Source organism: Pseudomonas graminis (assembly GCF_004364335.1).
Taxonomy (GTDB): Bacteria; Pseudomonadota; Gammaproteobacteria; order Pseudomonadales; family Pseudomonadaceae; genus Aquipseudomonas; species Aquipseudomonas graminis_D.
The window spans coordinates 181,138-202,944 of sequence record NZ_SOCR01000010.1 but is presented as its reverse complement, the minus strand read 5'-3'; the positions used below and the strand labels follow the sequence as shown (position 1 = coordinate 202,944).

Genomic DNA, 21,807 nt, shown 5'->3' with positions numbered 1-21,807 from the left:
GTTTGGAAACGCGTATGGATATTGGTTTGAGCTGCACCGTCTGGGCAGGATGTGAACGTGCCGGTCATCTGGATGGCATCGGCGTTTACACCCGCTCTCTTTGGCAGGCGATGGAGGAGCTCAAGCAAAGCGAAGAGCCAGGCATTACCGTCAAGCCTTATGCGTTCGGCCGCAGTCTCCCCGAACTGGCCTGCGGCGTACCCAAGACGCTCTCGGCTGATTTCCGCATTCAGGTGCTGGCAAGCGGCTTGCTTAGCCTGCCGCTGCCCAACTCCTCCACCATCGCTCGCGATGTCGACATCCTCCACGCCTCCGATCATCAGATCCCGAGACTCAGCGGCGTGCCCGTGGTTGCCACGGTCATGGACGCCATTCCGCTGATTCATCCGGAGTGGATCCGCCAAAACCTCAAGACCCTCAAGGGCTGGCTGTTCGCGCGAAGCGTGCACAGCGCCGATCACTTGATCACCATCTCCGAGCACAGCAAGCAGGATCTGGTCACGCACATGGGGATTGCCCCCGAGAAAATCAGCGTGACGCCGCTGGGCGTGGACCCGGTGTATTTCGAGCGCATCCCCCTTGAAACCCGCGACGCTGTGCTGGACAAGCACCAACTCAAACCCGGTTTTTTCCTGTTCATCGGCACGCTGCAGCCGCGCAAGAATCTGCCGAAGGTGCTGGAGGCGTTCAATGCATTGCCAGAATCTGTACGCAAACAGCATCCGCTGATTGTGGTGGGACGTGATGGCTGGGCCAACGAAGATCTGATTCCACAGCTCAAGGCGCTGGAAGCAAAAGGTGAAGGGCGCTGGCTCAGCTACCTGCCGCAATCCGACGTGTTCGCACTGCTCCAGAGCGCCAGCGCGCTGGTGTTCGCGTCTTTGTACGAAGGGTTTGGCTTGCCGGTCATCGAAGCATTCGCTGCCCGGTGCCCGGTCATTGCATCGAACACCACGTCCTTGCCAGAGGTCACCGGCAATGCAGCCTGGGGCGTCGACCCACTCGACGCGTCGAGCATCTCGGCGGCCATGCTCGATGTGTTGAGTAACGAAGCGCTCCGGACCGAACGGGTTGAAATAGGGCTGGAACGCGCGCGTCAATTCACTTGGCAGGAATGCGCGCGGCAGACGCTGGCGGTGTACCGCAAAGTGTTGGCGGCACACCCCAAGGCGTAAGTGGCTGCAGGCTACTTAGGGGTGACTTTGGTGTTACTGGGGGCTGAATTATTCAGGTCCTTCAGCGCTTCCGAATCATCCCCGCCCAGCCACACGTTGACGCTGGCAACGCTCTCTTGCGAGAGCTTGCCCGCCCAGCGATTCAAGATGAACAGGTTGGTGATGAAGTCGTATTGGGATTTCAGCAAATCCCCACGGGCCTTGAATTCGTTCTGCACGGCGGTCAGTACATCCACTGCGTTCACCACGCCATAAGTGAATGCTTTCTGCGCGGCGATGCTCGATTGTTTGGCCGAGGACAACGCATTCTGCCCGGCGCGGATCTTGTCCACGGCAGACTGAGCAGTGAGGTACGCATTGGTGGTTTCCTTCACCACTTGCCGGCGAACGCCCTCAAGATCCTGCTCGGCCGCGTATTGCTCGTCATACAGCCCGCTCACCCGCGCGGAAGTCGAGCCGCCGCTGTAGATCGGCACTTTCAAACCGATGGTTGCGACATAGCTGTCACTGCGCGGGGTCAGGGTGTTGTCGTAACCGACATCACTCTGCGAAGCGCCGAGGTTAAAGCTGAGCGAGGGATAATGGCCGCCCTTGCCTTCACGCACTGCGGCATCGGCCGCCGCCAGATTGCTTTCATAAGCTTTGAGTCGCGGGTTGCTGTCGAGCGCCTGGGCAATCCAGGCGTCCAGCGGCAGCGTCGGTGCTTCCAGCGCGATATCGTTGCGGATCCGGCTCAAGCGATCGTTGATCGGCCGGCCAACGATTTCCGATAACCCTTCACGTGACAGGCGCACCTGATTGCGCGCTTCGATTTCCTGAGCAATCAGCAAATCGACCCGAGCTTTGAGATCCAGCATGTCGGTGACCTTGGCCATCTGCCTGGCGTACAGAGCGTTGACGCGATCGAGGCTGCCCTGGGTGGCGCGTCGCTCCGCCGAGACCAGCTCCAGCGCATCATCAGCAGCCAGCGCAGCAAAATAACGCTTGGCCAGATCAACCGTCGCTTCGGCCTGAGAGTCCTCGGACTGCGAGCTCTTCTGCAGCGTGACGCTCTTGGCCTTCTGATACCGCTCCCACGCCTCCTTGTTGTAGATGAGCTGACTCAGGTTCAGACCATAGCTTTTGTTGTCGTAGATATCCCGCGACTGCTCGTCCTTGCGCAGAATCCGATTGATGTTGCTGCTCGCCGACACCTGGGGCAGCAACCCACCAAACGCTTCACGCTCCTGCTGCCTGGCAGACCGAGCATGGGCGTAAGCCGAAAGAATGCGTGGATCTTCAAGCCGCGACTCTTTGTAGAGCGTCATCAGGTCCAGCGAATAGGTCGAAGCGCTGACCTGTTGTGGAGCGGCGGGCTGCGCAGCATTGGCACTGAACGCAAACAAACCAAAAAGCAGACCGGGAAGCATACGGACCACGGTCATTCCTCGATCATCGATTTGGCGAACATGTTGCGCGCAGGCTTGAGCAGGTACTGCAGCATCGTGCGTTCGCCGGCATTGATCAGCACCTCGGCCGGCATGCCCGGTTGCAGTTTGCGGTTGCCCAATCGCTGCATGCCTTCGTCGGTGACTTTCACGCGCACCAGGTAATAGCCCTCGCCAGTCTTCTCGTCGGTAAGACGGTCAGCCGAGATGCGCGTGACCTGTCCCTGAATCACCGGCGTGGTCGCAGCGTTGAACGCGCTGAAGCGGATATCGGTGAGCTTGCCGAGGGTGATGCGGTCGATGTCGTTGGTCGAGACATGCGCCTCCACGACCAGGTCCGAAGACTCCGGCACGATGTCCAGCAGCGGCGTCCCCGCGCTGACCACCCCGCCAATGGTGTGCACTTTCATGTCCAGCACCATCCCGTCTTCCGGCGCGCGAATGACGATGCGCGACAGCCTGTCCTTGAGCGCGCTGGCTTTCTCCTGCAAATCGAAGACCTGCGCCTGCACGTCACTGAGGTCCTTGGCTACGTCGGAGCTGAATTTCTGATTGGTCTGAACGATCTGCATCTCGGTTTCGTTGATCTGCAGACGCGTCTTGGTGATGGTCGACTGGTGGTCGGCGACCTCTGACTTGAGCATGTCCAGCTTGCGTTCCTGTTCGAGCAGGCGCTGCTTGTCAACGAAGCCCTGACGCAGCAGGTCCCTCAGCTCGGTGATCTCACCGGTGTAGGACTTTTCGAGACTGACCTTGGTGGCGATCATGTCGTTGAGGCCGATAATTTGCTGCTTCAACTGGCCGATGCGCTCTTTCTGCACCGAGATTTCGCCCAGCCGCGCGTCGTGCCGCGACCTGAACACCTGAGCCTCGCCATCAATGGCCTCACGGGCACGATCACTTTCGACGCCGTCGATTTTCAATGCCGGAATGGCCGGCTGATCGTCACGCTCGGCACGAAGCCGCGCCTCTTTGGCGCGGGCGGTGATGAGCTGGTTGCGGGTGGATTCGTATTCCGAACTGAGCTGACCATCGTCAAGGATGATCAACGGGTCGCCCTTGTGCACCGTGTCGCCGTCACGGGCAAGCAGCTCTTTTACGATGCCTCCCTCAAGGTGCTGGACGGTTTTGCGGTAGCTCTGCACGGTGACAACACCGGAACCGTAAACGGCGTTGCCCAGCGGGGCAAAAGCGGCCCACGTGCCAAACAAGCCGAAGGTCACCAGGACAATCGTCATCCCGACCCGGCGAATGCCGCGATCAGAAGTCGGCATGTCGTCAGACGGCTCGTCGAGCACGGTAATCGCGTTACTGGTCATTCAAGAATTCCTGTCAGGCGCTGGGCTGAATGGCGCCGGTCGATGCCGGCGCAACCCGGGGCGGGTTTTGACCCTGCGCTTGGCCCTGTGCCTGGGCTTGGGCTTGGGCTTTGGCCTGTTGCTGAGCCAGTTCGGCAATCACCTGATCACGTGGGCCATACATCGTCATCGCACCGCTGTTCAAGACCATGATCCGGTCCAGTCGCGAAAGAACATTGGGACGGTGGGAAATGATGAACACCGTCGCGCCGGTCTCTTTCATCTTTAGCAGCGCCACACCCAGCGCACGTTCACCGACCTCATCGAGGTTGGAGTTGGGCTCATCCAGCACGATCAACCGAGGGCTGCCATACACCGCACGCGCCAGACCAATGCGCTGGCGCTGGCCGCCCGACAGGTTGACGCCCTCGCTGCCAATCACTGTGTCGTAACCGTCGGGGAGTTGCAGGATCATCTCGTGGACGCCAGCCGTGCGTGCCGCGAGCACCACTTTCTGGGGATCGATCTTGCCGAAGCGGGCGATGTTATCGCTGATACTGCCTTCAAACAGCTCGATATCCTGAGGGAGGTAACCCAGGTGCGGACCGAGCTTTTGCTTGTCCCACGCACTGATGTCCGCGCCGTCGAGCCTGACAACGCCATGCTGTGGCGGCCAGATGCCGAGCAACGCACGCGCCAGCGTCGATTTGCCCGCCGCGCTTGGCCCGACGATACCGACGATGCTGCCGGCCGGCGTCACGAAGCTGATGTTTTTGATCACCGCCGCTTTCGCGCCCGGCGGCGCCACGAACAGGCTTTCGACCTGCAGGTGCCCTTCCGGATCCGGCAACGACATGCGCTCGGGCTCGGCGTTGAGCTTGTCCAGGGTTTCATTCAAGCGCTGGTACTGCACGCGCGCTGAGACGAAGCCTTTCCAGCTGCCGATCATCTGATCGATCGGCGCAAGTGCGCGGCCCAGCAGGATGGAGCCGGCCATCATCAAGCCTGGATTAATCTCATGGGTAATCACCAGGTAGGCGCCTGCCGCCAGCATCATCGACTGCGCCCAGGCCCGGAATGTCTTGGAAATGGACGTGATCACGCCGCTCTTGTCGCTGGCCCCGGACTGCAACACCAGCACCCGCCGCTGCCGAACCGCCCAGCGACCCATCAGGGTGTCAAGCATGCCCATCGACTCGATGACTTCAGCGTTGCGCAGGCTTTTGGTGGTGTGCAGATTGGCGGTCAGGCTTTGCTTGTTGGCCTCGGCCAGCGCGCTGCCGGTGTAGCGATGATTGACGTACGCCAGCGCTACCAGCACCACCGCCGAGACAACCGTCATCCAGCCAAACCAGGGGTGAAACAGAAACATCACGGCGGTGTACACCGGAAGCCACGGCGCATCGAAAAACGCAAACAGCCCGTTACCGGTGAGAAATTGCCGCAGTGATGTCAGGTCATTGAGGGACTGGGCTGAGGCGTCCATGCCGCCGCTGTTCAGCGCTTTACGAAAACTGGCGCGGTAGACATCGCGACTGAGCAGCACATCCAGCCGGTTGCTGATACGCACCATGATGCGCGAACGCACCCACTCCAGCGACCCGAGCGTCAGCATCAGGATCGTGAGAATAAGGGTGAGCATGATCAGCGTGGACGTGCTGCTGCTGGGCACCACCCGTCCCGAGACCTGAATCATGTAGAAGGTGGGAACCAGCATCAGCGTATTGACGAAAAGACTGAAGAACCCGACCGAGAGGAAACTCCCGCGACAAGCCTTGAGCGCCGCTTGCAGGTTGTTTTCGTGTGAGCGATTCATAGAATCCATGATTAAAGATAGAGGGCTGCGAAGCCGAGGAAATGCGGCAACGGCTAAGGCCGGCAGCATAAGAGCCGTCAACCGGCGTAGCGTTCCGCGTTCAGATTCATTTCCTGCTATCTCGACACTGGGCTACCGGTGTTATTCGTTGCCCGGCGCTCAATCCGACGAGCTGCTGACCCCAAGATCTGACCGGATCAAGTAATGCTGATGTCTGCTCGATATTGCAGCGATTGGGGATGGCGTGCCACTACCGTTGCTCGCTTAAACGACCTGCTCCCTTGAGTGGCCTCATGTTAGCGGCGCTCCGGCGCTGCTGGCTCAGGGGCTGTGTTGTCCGGATCACAAGCCAAGAAGTTGGATCCTGTCGGATCGCCACAGCGACGCCTGCCGACGACTGAAATGTCCTACAGCATGCAAACCTACTCGGGGCACACGCATGTCGACGCCACTCTGATATTCTTGCGCCCTTCGCACGGGCCGCCACACGAAAACGACAGCCGTCCCCTGCTAACCGCATTTGTCGGATGAGGCCTCGCGCCTGGTCCGACCTCACTTCAAACATCACTGCCTGGCTACGCGCAAGGATCTAGAAATATGGAATTGATACCGGTAATTTTGTCCGGCGGTGTAGGTAGCCGGTTGTGGCCCGTCTCGCGCGAGGCCCACCCAAAACCGTTCATGACATTGCCCGACGGACAGAACCTCATTCAGAAAACCTTCCTGCGCGCTGCTGCGCTTGAAGGGGTCTCGGAAATTCTGACGGTCACCAACAAAGAGCTGCTGTTCAAGACCGAAGACGAATACCGGCATGTTGCCAAATCCGGCCCGGCTCAGGCGTTCATCCTTGAGCCTTTCGGCCGCAACACCGCTGCAGCCGTCGCCATGGCCGCGTTGCAACTGAAGGACGCGCACGGTCCGGAAGCGTTCATGCTCGTGCTTGCAGCTGACCACCTTATCCAGAATGAAGTCGCCTTTTCCGAGGCCGTCGCCAAAGCGGTTCGACTCGCCGCCAACGGTTGGCTCGTCACGTTCGGCATCAAGCCGCAGTACCCGGAAACGGGCTTCGGGTACATCGAAGCCGGCGAGCCGATCCCGAGCGAAAGCGGCCTGAAAGTCGCACGTTTTGTGGAAAAACCAGATCTGCCAACCGCCCAGTCCTACGTGGCAGCGGGTAACTACTTCTGGAATTCGGGCATGTTCTGCTTCCAGGTGGGCGCTGTTCTTGAAGAACTCGCAAAGCATGCGCCTGACGTTCTGTCTGCTGCTGCCGAATCCATCAGCCTGTCTCGTCAGACCAAAGGCGACGCCTACCGCTGCCTGAACCTGGACGCAGAGTCCTTCGCCAAAGTCCCGGACATCTCGGTTGACTACGCACTGATGGAGCGCTCTGACAAGGTCGCCACCGTCCCATGCGACATTGGCTGGAGCGACATCGGCTCGTGGAACGCCGTGAGCGAACTGACCAATGCCGATGCCAATGGCAACCGCTTTGAAGGCGAAGTGCTGTCCCACGGCGCGCGCAACAACTACGTCAACAGCGAAGAACGCCTGACCGCACTGGTCGGCGTGGAAGACCTACTGGTCATCGACACCGCCGATGCCCTGATGATCGCGCACAAGGATCATGCCCAGGACGTCAAACACATCGTCACCCAACTGAAGAAGTCAGGCCACACCCTGCATCAGCTGCACCAGACGGTGCATCGCCCATGGGGTACTTACACGACCCTGGAAAACGGCGAGCGCTTCAAAATCAAGCGCATCGTGGTCAAGCCCAAAGCATCGCTGTCCCTGCAGATGCACCACCACCGCAGCGAGCACTGGATCGTGGTCAGCGGCATGGCGATTGTCGTGAACGACGATCAGGAGCTGATGCTGAATACCAATGAATCGACGTTTATTCGTGCTGGGCATCAGCATCGCCTGACCAACCCGGGCGTGATCGACCTCGTGCTGATTGAGGTGCAGAGCGGCGATTACCTGGGTGAGGACGATATTGTTCGTTTTGAAGATGTCTATGGCCGCGCGGGTCAATAAGGCAACCGAAACTTTGGTCTTGGTAGCCATGGTTTCTGGTGTCTGCCGACGACCATGGACCGCACTTGACCTTCCCAAAGGCCCTTCTCGCCAGGAACATAGTTCCCGGCGAGACTGGGTCTGCTTCCAGAATGCCCAACTGTTGTCCTTCATCTGATCAGTTTATGCGCGTCTAGATCGACGCCAGACCGCGGGAGAAGCAATGCCAGTGAGTGAGCCCCATTTGAAGTTTCAGGATTTTAAGGTGAACACATGTTTGGATTGTTGAGAGGGCTGTACAGTTACAGGAGCTTTATCGGCACTTCTATCCGCAACGAATTCGTCTCTCGGTTCTCCCGCAGCAGCCTCGGCGGGTTGTGGATGATCATAAACCCGTTGGCGAACGTGCTGATTTACGCACTGATTCTGTCGAATGTGCTCGCGGCGAAGCTGCCCGGCATCGAAAACAAATACGCCTACGCGCTGTACCTGATGGCCGGGACGCTCGCGTGGAGCCTCTTTTCCGAGATCATCAACCGATGCCTGACGCTGTTCATCGAGAACGGCAATCTCATGAAGAAGATGAGATTCCCGCGGATCACCCTGCCCTTCATCGTGCTGGGCTCGGCGCTGCTGAATAATCTGCTGCTGCTGCTCTCCGTGCTGGCGGTGTTCATCTGTCTCGGCCAATGGCCGACCTGGGAGATGCTGTGGGCCATTCCCCTAATTCTCATCGTCGCAGCGCTGGCTGTGGGGCTGGGCCTGATTCTGGGTGTGCTCAACGTATTTGTGCGTGATATCGGACAGGTCATCCCGATCGTGCTGCAGATTCTTTTCTGGTTCACGCCGATCGTCTACCCGATCAACATCATTCCCGAAGACCTTAAGTCACTGATCGCCTGGAACCCGATGTACCCGATCGTGACGGCGTATCACGATGTCTTCGTTTACAACGTGGCGCCTGACTTCTCGCAGATAGGTATCACTGTTCTGATCACATGCCTGCTGCTGGGCTTCGGCCTTTACATCTTCCGCCGAGCAGCGCCTGAAATGGTGGACGCCCTATGAGCCTGTTGCGCGCGAAAGACCTTGGCAAAGCCTATCGGACGTACCGCAGCGAGTGGCAGCGCATTGGCCGCTGGTTGGGTATCAAAAGTGCTCCCCGCGAAGAGCATTGGGTTCTCCAGCACATCAATTTCGAGATTAACGCAGGCGAGGCCATTGGCATCGTGGGCCAGAACGGTGCGGGCAAGTCAACGCTGCTGAAAATGCTGACCGGCACTCTGCAGCCGACAACGGGCTCCGTTGAGGTGCACGGCCGGATCGCGGCGATTCTGGAACTCGGTATGGGCTTCAACCCGGAGCTGACGGGTCGTCAGAATGTTTATCACGCTGCCGGCTTGATGGGTTTTACCACTCAGCAGATTGATGAAGTGATGGGTGAGATCGAGGCGTTCGCCGAGGTTGGCGAATACTTTGATCAGGCGGTCCGGACGTATTCCAGCGGCATGCAGATGAGGGTCGCCTTCGCGGTCGCCACTGCCAAGCGCCCGGAAATCCTGATCGTGGACGAAGCGCTTTCGGTTGGGGACAGCTATTTCCAGCACAAGAGTTTCGACAGGATTCGCGAGTTCCAGGATCAAGGCACCACGCTGCTGATCGTTTCCCACGACCGAAGCTCAATCCAGGCGCTGTGCGACCGTGTACTCCTGATTGAAGGGGGCACGGTGATCAAGGACGGCGCGCCGGAAGAGGTGATGGATTTTTACAACGCCATTATTTCCGAGAAGGAAAACGCCACTGTTCAAGTGCACAAGCTTGCCGACGGCAGCGTGCAGACCCGTTCGGGATCAGGGGAGGCGACTATCGAGAGTCTTGCGCTCTACAACGAACTCGATGCGCCGGTCGAATTCGTATCCGTCGGGCAATCGCTCAGTCTTAAGATAAAAATCAGCGTCAACAGCCCCATTCCAGAGCTGGTGGTCGGCTACATGATCAAGGACCGGCTGGGTCAGCCCATTTACGGGACCAACACCCATCATCTGGACAAGAAGATGGGCGCGCTCGAAGGGGGTACCCAGTTGGAGTATGTCTTCAGGTTCGACGCCAATATTGGCGTTGGCTCATACTCTATCGCTGTCGCCTTGCATACGGCAGACACTCACCTCAACGCAAATTACGAATGGCGAGACTTGGCACTGGTGTTTAACGTGATCAACGCGGACAAAATTCCTTTCGTTGGCTCAGCCTGGATACAACCCACCGTGGAGTGTAGTCAGTGACCCAGCAGTTCTATCGTGCCTTTGAAGACAAGCATCGCGGCTCTCACGAAACTATCAAGCAGCGACTGCAGGTGTACCTTCCGTTCATCCTCCCGCTGCAGGGTCTCTATGACGACTGCCGTGCCCTCGACGTAGGTTGCGGCCGCGGCGAGTGGCTGGAAACGTTGGTGGAAAACGGCTTCAACGCCACGGGTGTTGATCTGGACGAAGGCATGCTGGAAGCCTGCCAGGCCCGACACTTGCCTGCCGAGAAAGCGGACGCGCTGCTCTATCTGAAGGCGATGCCAAGCGATTCGCTCTGCGTATTGACCGGTTTTCACATCGTCGAGCACATCCCCTTCGAAGACCTGAAACAACTGGTCGCCGAAGCGAACCGGGTGCTCAAGCCCGGGGGACTGTTGATTCTCGAAACGCCGAACGCAGAAAACCTGATTGTTGGAACGCAGAACTTCTATCTCGACCCAACACATGAAAAACCTATTCCGCACATGCTGCTGGAATTTCTCGTCTCGTTCAGCGGCTTTTCGCGCTCTAAGCTACTGCGCCTTCAAGAAAACCCTACGCTGGTGGACAGTCCCACCGTTGGATTGATGGACGTGATTGGCGGAGCAAGCCCGGATTACGCGATCGTTGCCCAGAAAGATACAGAAACGCTGGATATGTCGGCGTTCGACTCGGCATTTGATGCCGCATATGGACTGAGTCTTGACGAGCTGGCACGTCGTTACGAGGAGACTCAAGCCTCAAAACTCGGTGAAATGGAGCAGCGTCTGGCAGCGAATCAAACGGTGACTCTTGGGGAGTTCCAACAACGTTTCGACGAGATTCAAACTGCAAAGCTGGATGATCTGCAATCGCGTCTTGTGGACAATCAGGCAGAGAAACTGGAAGAGCAGCGCGAGATTCTGGACAGCACTGCTGCTCTGCTCAACAGCCGGTTCGATCACGTCGCGCGTGAGTACTCCGCGATGACCCACCAGGTGGATGACGTCAAGGCTGCCGTCCTCGAGTTCAAGCTGGACAAGCTCAAAACTGCCAATGCTTCGCTGGAAAATGCCAACACCTCGCTCGAGTTCGCAAACGCGTCGCTGGTCAAACTGCTCGATGAGTCGTCCAGAAACGCGCACATGTGGTACACCGAGGCAGAAAATCGCCTGAGCCAGATCAATGCGTTGAAAGACGATGCTGCTCACAAAGATGAAAGAATCAAAACGTTGGCCGGCGAACATCACTCGTTGAACGAGTACCTCACTCAACTGAAAAACAGCACCTCATGGCGGGTGACAAGCCCGCTTCGAGGCGGTGCCGTGCTGGGCAGATCGGTGACTTCATCGCCGTCGCAGACACTCAAGCGGGCTGTCAAAAGAGTCTTGAAAGGCGTTCTGAACCGACCCGGCCTGCGCAAGAACGTCAAGCGCGTGCTGTTTCGCATCCCCGGCCTGCAAACCAGATTGCAAGCCCTTGCCGCTCGTCTCAGGGCGGAAACAGTGGTCACGCCGCAGACGGTCCAGTACCCGGAGCCGACTCCGAGCTTTACCCCTGATCCGAGTGATGTCCCCGCTGCTCCGGCTCACCTCACGGAAAATGCCAAGGCTATCTACAACCGCCTCAACAGCAACGAACAACGTAAGGATACGAATTGATGCGCGTCGTTATTGACCTTCAGGGCGCCCAGGCGGAAAACAGAAATCGGGGCATCGGACGGTACGCGCTGTCGTTCACCAAGGCCTTCATCAAAAACCGTAGCGACGTGGAAGTCTTCGTCGTCCTGAATGGGCTGTTCGGCGACGCCGTCGATTACGTTCGGGACGAGCTTTATGGCCTGTTGCCACCCAGCCATATCCAGACATGGCGGCCCAGCAGCAAGGTCAGCGCGCTCAATCCGGAGAATGCCTGGAATCGGCAGGCTTCCGAATTGGTGCGTGAGGCGTTCATTGCCAATCTGGACCCGGACCTCATCCTGATCACCAGCCTGTTTGAAGGTCTGGTGGACGACGTGGTGACCAGCATCAAGGCGCTGAACTCGTCGATCCCCACGGCAACGATCGTCTACGACCTCATTCCCTACATCAATCCCGACGCTTACCTGGCATCACCGCCGGTTCGCAGCTGGTACGAAACCAAGCTTCAGCATTTGCGCCGCGCCGATCTGGTGCTGGCGATCTCCGACTCATCGCGATCGGAAGTCATTGATCACCTCGGGTTCACTCCCGAGGAAGTCGTCAATATTTCCACCGCTATCGACACTGACCATTACCGGCCGAAGCTCGACGAACAGCAGGACGCAAGCCTGAAAAACCGACTGGGGATTGACCGCCAATTCGTCATGTACACGGGTGGTATTGATCCGCGAAAGAACATCGAAGGTCTGATCAGCGCTTTCGCCAAACTGTCCAAGCCGGTTCGCCGCGAGCATCAGTTGGTGATCGTCTGCAACATTCAGCCGGACGAACGCTCTCGTCTTCAGGACCTAGTTGTCTCAACCGGCTTGAAGAAAGCGGACGTGTGTTTCACCGGTTACGTGAGCGAAGACGATCTGATCGCCCTGTATAACGCATGCAAGCTGTTTATCTTCCCGTCGCTGCACGAAGGTTTTGGCTTGCCCGCGTTGGAAGCCATGTCCTGCGGCAAGCCCGTCATCGCCTCGAACACATCGAGTCTACCGGAAGTGCTCGGGAACCCCGAGGCGCTGTTTGATCCGTATCAGATCGATTCCATCACCGCGAAGATGGAACAAGTACTGGTTGATGATGCGCTCAGGGCCGGGCTGGCGGACTTGGCCATCCAGCAGTCTCGTCAATTCAGTTGGGAGGAGACAGCGATTCGAGCCGTGCGGGCCGTCAAGGAATTGATCGCCGGCCGCCGTTCGATTTTGAATCCGGTGCGTGCGCCGAAGCGACCTCGCCTGGCCTATGTGTCTCCGCTCCCGCCTGCCCGTAGCGGGATCAGCGATTACAGCGCCGAATTGCTTCCTGAACTTGCGGCCCACTACCAGATTGATGTGATCGTGGCCCAGGAGTCTGTTTCGCCCGCTGACGCTGGAATCAATTACAAGCTGCGCTCGGTCGCCTGGTTCGAAGAAAACGCCCACGTGTTTGATCGCGTTATCTATCACTTCGGCAATTCCAGCTTCCATGAACATATGTTCCACCTGATCGAAAAAATCCCGGGGACCGTCGTCCTCCACGATTTTTTCCTGTCGGGGATTGCGGCGCACATGGAGGTTCATCTAGGGCATCAGGGCTTCTGGACCCGGGCTCTGTACCTCGGTCACGGTTATAAGGCGGTCAGCCAGCGTGTCAACGGCGCTGACACGGCAGATGCGGTGTGGAAATACTCGTGCAACTTGCGAGTCCTTCAACAAGCCGAGGGGATCATTGTTCATTCCCATTACTCGATTCGGCTGGCACAGCAGTGGTACGGCGAAAACTCAGGCCTGAAGTGGGCCGAGATTCCCCTGCTGCGCACACCTCGCTTCCCCAACGCGCGTACCCACGCAGAGACAAAAGAGAAGCTGGGGTTCTCAGAACGCGACTTCGTGGTCTGCAGTTTTGGTTTGCTGGGCCCGTCCAAGCTCAACAATCGTCTGCTGGACGCCTGGCTGGAATCCGAGCTGGCGCAGGATGAGCACTGTCATCTGGTCTACGTCGGCCAGAACAGTGAAGGTGAATTTGGCGAAAATCTGCTCAAAAAGATCAACGCCAGCCCCTGCCGCGACCGTATCAAAATCACCGGCTGGGCGGACGCCGATATGTTCAAAGCGTATCTGGAAGTCGCGGATGCGGCGGTTCAGTTGCGCACCCTGTCACGCGGGGAAACCTCCGCCGCCGTCCTCGATTGCCTGAATTACGGCATTGCCACGATCGTAAACGCCAATGGCAGCATGTCGGACATACCGACCTCCAGCCTGGTCAAGCTGCCGGATGACTTCGACGACGCCGAGCTTTCGGACTCGCTGAATCTTCTGCGCCAGGACTCTGCCGCCCGCGAGCGCATCGGCGCGCAAGGGCAGCAACTGATTCACACCCGACATTCTCCACGGGCATGCGCCTTCCTCTACCGGCAGGCCATCGAGAAGTTTCACGAAGATTCCTATCACTCGGTGTCGGAGGTTGTGACGTCGATTGCAGGTCTGGAAAAACAGGGCTTCAGCTATGAAAGCTCGATGGCCGTGGCTGAGTCCATAGACCAAAGCTTGAAGCCGACCATCTGCAAACCACAGTTACTCGTAGACATTTCCGAACTGGTTAATCGCGATGCCAAAAGCGGTATCCAGCGCGTTGTCCGGAGCATTCTTGAGGTGTGGCTTACGACGCCTCCGGGCAATTATCGTGTTGAGCCGGTCTATGCCACCGAGGACGCGGATGGCTACCGGTACGCAAGACAGTTCACCTTGGGGTTCCTGAATTGCCCGACTCATCTTCTTGAGGATGAGCCGGTGGTTTACCACTCCGGGGACCATTTCGTTGGTCTGGATCTGCAACCCGTCATTGTCCCGAGACAGCGGCAGGCGCTGGCAGAGATGAGGCGCCGTGGCGTCACGGTGCAATTCGTGGTGTATGACCTGCTGCTCAAAAAGCTGGCGCAGTGCTTCCCTGTAGGGGCGGCCGACATTCTGGATGGATGGCTGGAAACCGTTGCAGAGTCGGACGGTGTGATTTGCATCTCCAAAGCCGTTGCGGATGAGATGGCTGAGTGGGTGGCGGAGCATCGCAAACCTTCCAAGCGACCTTTCAATATCTCGTGGTTCCATCTGGGGGCTGACATCACCAAGCCAACCAGTGCCGAAGGCACGTCTGCCATTCCCAAAAATGTCCTCTCCAGCCTTCAGGCGCGTCCGTCATTTTTAATGGTGGGCACTGTAGAGCCAAGAAAAGGCCATGCTCAGGTCCTGGACGCTTTCGAGTTGCTTTGGGCCAATCAGCAGGACGCCAATCTGCTGATCGTCGGGAAGCAGGGCTGGATGGTTGAGGCGCTTGTCGAGAGGCTGAGAGAGCACCCGGAATCCGGGAAGCGCCTGTTCTGGTTTGAGGGCATCGACGATGACTATCTGTGTAGCCTTTATGCACAGTCCGATGCGCTGATTGCTGCATCACTTGGTGAAGGTTTCGGCCTGCCACTCATTGAGGCGGCGCAATACGGGTTGCCTTTGATTGCCCGGGACATCCCTGTGTTTCGCGAAGTGGCGGGTGAGCATGCCTTCTACTTCGAGGGACAGGATGCGCAGTCACTTGCGAAGAGCGTTACGGCGTGGATCGAACTGCATCGCACTGCAGCGCAGCCGAAGTCTGATGGAATGCCGTGGATGACGTGGGAGCAGAGCGCTGGACAGCTGTTTCACTCATCACAGGCGCTGGCTGAGTAAGCACCGGGATACCCTCCCCCTGGCTTGATTACAGGCAGGGGGAGGATTCTGTTCATGGACTTGTCCAAAAGCCGCAACGCGGCTTATAGATGAAAAAGCTGCAGTAGCACTTGGCGCTGACGGCAGCGCCAAGTGCTAAAGGACAAGATCACTTGTCACTCAGGATCCGCATTGATACAAACCCGATGCCAAGGATCCGATCATCCATACTCCCGGTCAGCTGCTTGGGCGAGATCGGCTTAGGCGGGATGAAAGTTATGCGGTCAGCGCTTGAGCCCTCCAGGTCCACATTCACACGCACTTCCGATGTCCCTTGAGGAATCTGAACGCTATAGACATGACTGCCTATTTCGACGCGAGTCGGGTCGGTCGCGTTTGGCCCAAAGGGCATAGCCTTCAGCACAAGAGTAAACTTTTGAGGCAGTGGATCGGTAAAATCGAACACCGCTTTTGCAGAAGACCAACGCCCCCACGGCTCTACATTATAAAAGCCCTCAGCGGCGCGTATGAACTCAGGCATCCCGCCGCGGGTAAAGTCGATCCCGGTCGCCAGGTTACCGCTGTAACGCCCACCCATAGCGTCGACAACAAAGCCTGCCTGCTGCTGAATCTGTTTTGTGGAGAGACCGCTTAAATCGGGATGCTGGCTGCCATCGAGCCTGAAGAACACCAGTTCTTTGTTGTCACTCTGAAGCAGTGGCTGTTGCTGCAGCAGGCCAGAAAGCTCCTGCACCAGTGCCTGGCCGTTATCTGCATAACCTCGGCGATCGATATAAATGCCGTCGAAGCCCAGCTTGCGGATGACCTCAAGCTGACGCGCCATCGGTTCTTGCGCAAGTCCGCGATAGAACTGATCACCTGGCCGGCCTTTCATACCGCCAAAGCTCCAGTGCAATGCCTTCGATTGCAGCACGCCTGCCAGAAGCTGATAGTTGGAAAGGCGGTTCATGATCGGCTCTTCGGGAAAGCCAATATAGGGCAGTTGGTAAACAGCACTGCCCGCAGGGAGCGTATTTTCGATTGCTGCTACAAAGCGTTTATCGCTGTCGAATGCCTCTTCAACGGCTGCATTGCAACGCTTACAGACTGGTCCGGTCTGGTCATATAGACCGACAAACAGCAGCACTGCGGAGATAGCTACTGAATATTTAGCGAACTGAGGGGCTTTCTTCTGCAATATGAGCTGCAGCGAGATGAAGAAGAACAGCAACGCGCCGCATGCTATGAAGATGCTGACCCTGTTCCACCCCCTGATGGAAGGGGACACTAGCATTGCGAACAGCGAGCCTAACCCACCAATCGTTGCGAATAGAAACAACACCAAGGTAACGGCAGCCAGCAGGCGCAGCCTAGCGTCAGGCTCCGAACGAGCGGGGGCGAATATCAAATACAACAATGCCAGCATGAACCCCGCTGCACCGATGACCCCCAAGGATGCGGTGTAGTTCTCATTGATCAGCGGCGCCCCTTGGTAATATTTCACACCCACTTGCCCCAGGGGGCCTACGCGATGGTCCGGGCGTGGCATCAAGAGTTGCATCATCTTCAGACCGAAGATTTCAGACTCGGCGAACGAGCGCTTAGCGACTTCCTGGTTAGGACCGTTTCTATAGGTTCCAAGCATATTGGGTGCGAGGTTGAGAAAAACACCGAACGCAATGGCAATACTCAGCAGCATTGCTTTTTTTGCGCCATGAATGTTCTTCCATCTGACGGCACTCAATACCCCTGCTGATGCCAGAATGATCAGCCCGAACAGCGCGTAGTACACGCCAAAGGAGGCCAGCACCACCATGCACAACGCAGTTAGAGAAAGTTTGCGTAACACAGACTTGATGGGAGCTTTGGCTTGGGCCGCTTGCGTGTGATAGATATCGAGCGCCAGATAGAAAAACACCGGGGCGACGAAGTACCAAGTATAAAAAAGGTGATTCAATCGTAAGAAATGGAACGGGACAAACGTGTAAAGCACGCTCATGGTGGCCGCAAACTTGCGGTTCAGGCCGAACGCCCGCGCGGTTATGTAGGTGCCGACAAAGCAGGAAGAAAAGCTGAGCAGATAAAACAGCTTTACGCCCGCTGGCCAGCCACCCGCGATGAGCGCGAGCACTTTGATCAATAAGTGGTCAGCAGCATCCGAGCCCGGGAAATCAAGGAAGCTCGAACCGAAAGGATAGCCACTGCGCGCATTATCAAACAGCCAGCCTTCCGTAACCCGCTGCGCCATCCACGCATGAAGCATCCCGTCGCCTTCGTACCCATATGGCCGGGACAGGTCCGGGATCAGCCCGTGCAAGCCGCTCATGAAGAAGCTGGCTAGGAAGAATGTCGCAATGGCACCAACGAGCAGAAGCTTCCACTCGCAAGCAAGCGTTGTCCGCCACGTAGGGAAACCGCCTATGTCGCCATGGCGGTGCGGACGTGTACTGATTTCTGAATTCAAAGTCTTTGCTCGGATTGGTTAGTCAAAATTTACGCGTTCGCTTTCAACCACGAGCGGCATATTGCGAATTTTGGTATGAACCGAACCCAGATACTCACCCAGCATCCCCAGGAACAAAATCTGAACCGAACTGAAGAAGAACAATGAAATGAGCAGAGGAGCGATACCCACCTGGAATGAGTTCCAGAACACGAGCTTGGCGATCAGGAAACCAAACGCTGCCAACAGGCTTAATCCTGCAAGCAAGGCTCCCCCCATTACCATGAGCCGAAGCGGCACTTTGGAATGGTTGGTGATACCCAGCATGGCAATGTCATACAAGGTATAGAAGTTGTTGCTGGTGATGCCGCGCAGGCGCCGTGGTTGCTTGAACGGCACGGTGGCAATCGGGAAGCCGATTTCACACAGCAGACCACGGAAGTACGGATACGGGTCGTCAATCTTCTTGAGAATGTCCAGGACCGCACGATCAAACAGGCCCGCGCCTGTTGCGTTCTGCACCAGCGGGACTTCGGAGATGCGGGTCACGAAGCGGTAGTAGGCGCGGCGTGCGATGAACATCAGGCGAGACTCTTCGCTCTCTGGCTTCACTGCCATCACGGTCTTGAAGCCCTCCTCCCACTTCTTCACGAACTCTTCGATCATCTCGGGCGGGTCTTGAAGGTCGGAGGCGATCAGCACGGCCGCGTCGCCCCGAGCCTGCAGCAGGGCGTAGTAGGGCGAGCGGATATGACCGAAGTTTCGGGCGTTAAGGATCAACTTGACCCGGTTGTCCTGCGCCGCAAGTGCGCGCAACTTCACGATGCTGTTATCGGTCGAGCAGTTATCAATGAAGATATGTTCGTAATCGTAGTCAAGGCGCGACATCACCTCGACGATGCGCTGGTGCAGCTCATCAATATTGGCTTCTTCGTTGTAGCAAGGGGTCACTATGCTGATGAGCTTACGCATAATTGAAAACATACCTGTTATTAATGACGAATGAGAGTAAAGCCATGGGCACGATCAGAGCGATGCCGGCTAAGTAGGGGTTTACGCCCAGCAACTTCAGCGCAGCGATCCCGGCCACGTTGGCTGCGTAGACAACGGCGTAGCCGGCCACGAAACGAAAAATGAGTTTGTTGTTCTTCGAACCGAACACTAGGGCGCCAGTGCTCTTGAAGTTGAACAATACGCCCAGGATCGTGGCGAACAGCAATGCCATGCTGTAATGCAGACCGAGGTAGAGAAAGCCCGCAAAGCAGCCGTAGCCGAACGCCGCGTTCAACATCCCCACCAACGCAAACCGGACCAGTTTTATCTTGAGAAGCGCGTGAAGCCGTGGCCACGCTTTTTCAGTCTCTTGCATGCAGCGCCTGCCTGATTTCGCGCAACACGCCGCTCAGCGATGAATCGCCGGGGACATAGCCGAACAACTGCTCAGCCCTGCGATTGTGCGAATAGTAATGAGCTTTGGGTCCCGTAGCATTGACCCGCGCCTGCTCACCGGCAACCGTAAACTTCAGACCGAACTCCTCGCTCACCGCTGCCAGCAATTCGAACTTGCCCACCGGCGCAAGGCTGTAGCAGTCCACTGCATCGTTACCGGGAGGTGCCTGCAAAACACGGTCGATCAACTGCATGAAGTCTGCAGGCGTGAGGTAATCGCGAAGCATGTCATCGGGCGCGACTTCCAGCACGGTGCCCGTATGCAGGGACCGCAGGATGTCACTCAGGAAGAACCGCGCCTCGCACGACTGGCGATGGCTGAAGTAGCTGAAGACTCGCACATCGGTGATGGCCGCTTCCGGCAGCGCGCGGTGGCGACATTCTGCCTGAAACTTGGCCGCGCCATACCAGTGCTGCGGCTGCAGCGCGTTGATGGGGAACACGGCAGCCGAGTCGCCAGTGATCGGCGCTGAGAAGTTGGCGCCGTAGGCGGCGCCGCTGCTCAGGTAGATGTATTTGCAGGCAGGGTGGCTACGCAAGTAGGCCAGGGCCAGATTGTCGTATTGCTCCGTGACGCTGAAGATCGCCTGGCCCATTTGTACGGCCCGCGCCGGATCGCCTACACCAACGAAGTTGATGATCGCATCGAACTCGCCGCTGTCATCGAAAGCGGCGTAGTCGAGAACCGGAAAGCCCTCGCGTGCCGCGATCGTTTGAACGCCTGCGTCCAGGGTGGCGGGCGTACGCACAAACAGCGTGCATGTGTACGCCGTGGATTGAGCGAGACTGGCTATCAGGTCCTTGGCGATGTGGCTGCTGGCTCCAAGGATGGCAACCTTCATTGACCCATGTCCAGCAACGGCGACTGCTCGTGGATAGGACGGCCGAACTCAAGGCGCGGTCGGCATTCGCGGGCGTCTGGCATTAACACTTCGATAAGCATCGGCTTACCGTCTGCCAGGAATTCCACGACCGCAGACTTGAACGCCTCCAGGTTGATTACGCTGCGCGAATCAATGCCGTAGGCTTCGCCCAGGGCCTTGAATTGCGAGGTATAGCCATCCCAGTAAGTCGAGGAGTTACGACCCTCGAAATACATTTCCTGAAAACCGCGCACCATGCCCAACGAGTGGTTGTTCAAGACCACGGTCAGGATAGGCAGCCGCTCACGGGCAATGATGTCCAGCTCCTGGATATTCAGCTGGGCCCCGCCGTCGCCGGTAATGACCACCACTGGCTTGCCACCTGCAACGCAGGCGCCCACTGCCGCCGGAATGGCAAAACCCATTGTGCCGAGACCGCCGGAGTGGTGCATGGCTTGACCGGGGTTCAGGCGCAAGGTGTGCGCCGCCCACATCTGGTTATTGCCTACATCGGCCACGTAGTCGAGCGCCCGGCCTTCGGTCAATTCGTTGAGGGCACCGAACAAAGCGAAAGGGCTGAAACTCCAATCGGTGTACTCGTCCTTGAACGATTGCTCGAATACCTGCGCCAGACTTGCATGCCAGGACGGCGGCGAGGGCGGCAGCATCGGAGCGCGAGCCAGGAAGGAAGCAAACACCGCTTCAAGGTCGGCATTGATCGACTGTTGCGCCTTCACCCTGTTGTCCAGTTGAGCGGCGTCCAGATCGAACTGCACAATGTGCGCGTGTTGCGCGAAGGTTTCGGGCTTGGCGCCGGTTTGACGGACGTCCATGCGACTCCCGAACACAATCAGCAGGTCGCAATGCTGCACGGCATAGTTGGCCGCCCTCGTCCCGTAAGCACCGAGCATCCCGATGTAGTGCTCGCTGGCGGGCACCTTCTCGGCGCCCTTCAGGCTCGCAACGTGAGGGATGCCCAGTCTACGGACCTCGCTCAACCATTGGCTGAACTGAGGCGTATTCACGGCACCGCCACCGATCAGGAATAGCGGCTTCTGAGCTTTTTCCAACAACGCCCAGACGTCCGCATGCGAGTCTTTCTGCGCCGGCGCAACGTCCGACTCACGAGCCCACGCGTTCAGCAATTCCTCAAGCACAGCGTCGTCAACTTCGGCGCGCTGAACGTCCATGGGAATGTCCAGAAGCACGGGCCCTGGCCGGCCTTCGCGGGCGGTTGTGATCGCCTTGAGCAAGCAGGGAATCAGTTCGTCAACATGGGTGACCTGGTGAGCGTACTTGGTGATGCTGCTCACCAAGGCGACGCTGTCCAGTTCCTGGAAACCCTGCTGGCGGATAGCCCGTTCGCCCTTCAGCTCATGGGTGTTGACCTGGCCGGTCAGGAACAGGCACGGATGGCTGTCCAACCAGCAGTCTGCAATTCCTGTGATCAGGTTAGTGGCACCCGGGCCGCTTGTGCCCAGTGCCACGCCCATCACTTTGTGATTCGTCGCGCGTGCGACGGCGGATGCAGCGAAGGCGGCGCCTTGCTCATGGTGCATGGATACCAACTTGGTCTTGCCGAGCAAGTTAATACTGTCCACCAAGTGGGCAATCATTCCACCGATGAGCTCGAAACCGTAGAGGACTTGAGTGTCCGCCAGAACCTTGGCTACTGCATCCGATGCTTTCAT

At 57.8% G+C, this 21,807-nt stretch carries 14 protein-coding genes; 6 read left to right on the top strand and 8 right to left on the bottom strand.

Going from position 1 to position 21,807, the window contains the following annotated elements; genetic code table 11:
* Positions 1-14: 14 nt before the first annotated feature.
* Complete coding sequence (locus tag EC919_RS20125; protein WP_133776114.1) at positions 15-1,175, top strand: glycosyltransferase family 4 protein; 1,161 nt, start codon at positions 15-17, stop codon at positions 1,173-1,175.
* A gap of 11 nt (positions 1,176-1,186) precedes the next feature.
* Here the strand turns inward: EC919_RS20125 and EC919_RS20120 are convergent, their stop codons facing one another.
* From EC919_RS20120 to EC919_RS20110, 3 genes are read right to left on the bottom strand one after another with little or no spacing between them, the layout of a single operon-like run.
* Entirely contained in the window at positions 1,187-2,599 is a 1,413-nt protein-coding gene (locus tag EC919_RS20120) for a TolC family outer membrane protein (RefSeq protein WP_133776113.1), read from the bottom strand.
* On the bottom strand, positions 2,596-3,921 hold the full coding sequence (locus tag EC919_RS20115; RefSeq protein ID WP_133776112.1) for an HlyD family type I secretion periplasmic adaptor subunit: 1,326 nt from the start codon (positions 3,919-3,921) through the stop codon (positions 2,596-2,598). The genes EC919_RS20120 and EC919_RS20115 overlap by 4 nt, the downstream gene beginning before the upstream one ends.
* Positions 3,922-3,934: 13 nt before the next feature.
* On the bottom strand, positions 3,935-5,716 hold the full coding sequence (locus tag EC919_RS20110) for a type I secretion system permease/ATPase (protein ID WP_133776111.1): 1,782 nt from the start codon (positions 5,714-5,716) through the stop codon (positions 3,935-3,937).
* A 597-nt stretch (positions 5,717-6,313) separates the two neighbouring features.
* Between EC919_RS20110 and EC919_RS20105 the strand changes: the two genes are divergently transcribed.
* The 5 genes from EC919_RS20105 to EC919_RS20085 all read left to right on the top strand — a co-directional run bounded on the left by EC919_RS20105 (position 6,314) and on the right by EC919_RS20085 (position 15,382).
* Positions 6,314-7,756 carry a mannose-1-phosphate guanylyltransferase/mannose-6-phosphate isomerase gene (locus EC919_RS20105; protein ID WP_133776110.1) on the top strand — a complete coding sequence of 481 codons (1,443 nt, stop codon included), beginning with the start codon at positions 6,314-6,316 and terminating at the stop codon, positions 7,754-7,756.
* Between the two features lie 252 nt (positions 7,757-8,008).
* A complete protein-coding gene (locus tag EC919_RS20100) occupies positions 8,009-8,803 on the top strand; it encodes an ABC transporter permease (protein WP_133776109.1) in 795 nt (264 codons plus the stop codon).
* Positions 8,800-10,017, top strand: a complete 1,218-nt coding sequence (locus EC919_RS20095) for an ABC transporter ATP-binding protein (RefSeq protein ID WP_133776108.1) — start codon at positions 8,800-8,802, stop codon at positions 10,015-10,017. Before EC919_RS20100 ends, EC919_RS20095 begins: the two co-directional genes overlap by 4 nt.
* Positions 10,014-11,660: a methyltransferase domain-containing protein gene (locus EC919_RS20090; RefSeq protein WP_133776107.1), complete on the top strand. Its 1,647-nt coding sequence runs from the start codon at positions 10,014-10,016 to the stop codon at positions 11,658-11,660. The genes EC919_RS20095 and EC919_RS20090 overlap by 4 nt, the downstream gene beginning before the upstream one ends.
* Complete coding sequence (locus EC919_RS20085) at positions 11,660-15,382, top strand: glycosyltransferase (RefSeq protein ID WP_133776106.1); 3,723 nt, start codon at positions 11,660-11,662, stop codon at positions 15,380-15,382. Before EC919_RS20090 ends, EC919_RS20085 begins: the two co-directional genes overlap by 1 nt.
* A 148-nt stretch (positions 15,383-15,530) precedes the next feature.
* On the opposite strand, the gene EC919_RS20080 is transcribed toward EC919_RS20085, so the two are convergent.
* The 5 genes from EC919_RS20080 to EC919_RS20060 are packed head-to-tail and all read right to left on the bottom strand — an operon-like array spanning position 15,531 to position 21,807.
* The gene (locus tag EC919_RS20080; protein WP_243842298.1) at positions 15,531-17,825 is read right to left on the bottom strand and encodes a DUF7024 domain-containing protein; all 2,295 of its coding nucleotides are present in this window, start codon (positions 17,823-17,825) and stop codon (positions 15,531-15,533) included.
* Between the two features lie 18 nt (positions 17,826-17,843).
* Positions 17,844-18,776 carry a glycosyltransferase family 2 protein gene (locus EC919_RS20075; protein ID WP_133776105.1) on the bottom strand — a complete coding sequence of 311 codons (933 nt, stop codon included), beginning with the start codon at positions 18,774-18,776 and terminating at the stop codon, positions 17,844-17,846.
* A complete protein-coding gene (locus tag EC919_RS20070; RefSeq protein ID WP_133776104.1) occupies positions 18,769-19,173 on the bottom strand; it encodes a GtrA family protein in 405 nt (134 codons plus the stop codon). Before EC919_RS20070 ends, EC919_RS20075 begins: the two co-directional genes overlap by 8 nt.
* Complete coding sequence (locus tag EC919_RS20065; RefSeq protein WP_133776103.1) at positions 19,160-20,095, bottom strand: NAD-dependent epimerase/dehydratase family protein; 936 nt, start codon at positions 20,093-20,095, stop codon at positions 19,160-19,162. Before EC919_RS20065 ends, EC919_RS20070 begins: the two co-directional genes overlap by 14 nt.
* Positions 20,092-21,807, bottom strand: coding sequence for a thiamine pyrophosphate-binding protein (locus EC919_RS20060; RefSeq protein ID WP_133776102.1), 1,716 nt, complete (start codon positions 21,805-21,807; stop codon positions 20,092-20,094). Before EC919_RS20060 ends, EC919_RS20065 begins: the two co-directional genes overlap by 4 nt.

What these genes read in the sequence shown, in the direction of transcription:
- EC919_RS20125 (WP_133776114.1), top strand. Translation starts at nt 15, where the DNA reads ATGGATATTGGTTTGAGCTGCACCGTCTGGGCAGGATGTGAACGTGCC.
- EC919_RS20120 (WP_133776113.1), bottom strand. Translation starts at nt 2,599, where the DNA reads ATGACCGTGGTCCGTATGCTTCCCGGTCTGCTTTTTGGTTTGTTTGCG.
- EC919_RS20115 (WP_133776112.1), bottom strand. Translation starts at nt 3,921, where the DNA reads ATGACCAGTAACGCGATTACCGTGCTCGACGAGCCGTCTGACGACATG.
- EC919_RS20110 (WP_133776111.1), bottom strand. Translation starts at nt 5,716, where the DNA reads ATGAATCGCTCACACGAAAACAACCTGCAAGCGGCGCTCAAGGCTTGT.
- EC919_RS20105 (WP_133776110.1), top strand. Translation starts at nt 6,314, where the DNA reads ATGGAATTGATACCGGTAATTTTGTCCGGCGGTGTAGGTAGCCGGTTG.
- EC919_RS20100 (WP_133776109.1), top strand. Translation starts at nt 8,009, where the DNA reads ATGTTTGGATTGTTGAGAGGGCTGTACAGTTACAGGAGCTTTATCGGC.
- EC919_RS20095 (WP_133776108.1), top strand. Translation starts at nt 8,800, where the DNA reads ATGAGCCTGTTGCGCGCGAAAGACCTTGGCAAAGCCTATCGGACGTAC.
- EC919_RS20085 (WP_133776106.1), top strand. Translation starts at nt 11,660, where the DNA reads ATGCGCGTCGTTATTGACCTTCAGGGCGCCCAGGCGGAAAACAGAAAT.
- EC919_RS20075 (WP_133776105.1), bottom strand. Translation starts at nt 18,776, where the DNA reads ATGCGTAAGCTCATCAGCATAGTGACCCCTTGCTACAACGAAGAAGCC.
- EC919_RS20070 (WP_133776104.1), bottom strand. Translation starts at nt 19,173, where the DNA reads ATGCAAGAGACTGAAAAAGCGTGGCCACGGCTTCACGCGCTTCTCAAG.
- EC919_RS20065 (WP_133776103.1), bottom strand. Translation starts at nt 20,095, where the DNA reads ATGAAGGTTGCCATCCTTGGAGCCAGCAGCCACATCGCCAAGGACCTG.
- EC919_RS20060 (WP_133776102.1), bottom strand. Translation starts at nt 21,807, where the DNA reads ATGAAAGCATCGGATGCAGTAGCCAAGGTTCTGGCGGACACTCAAGTC.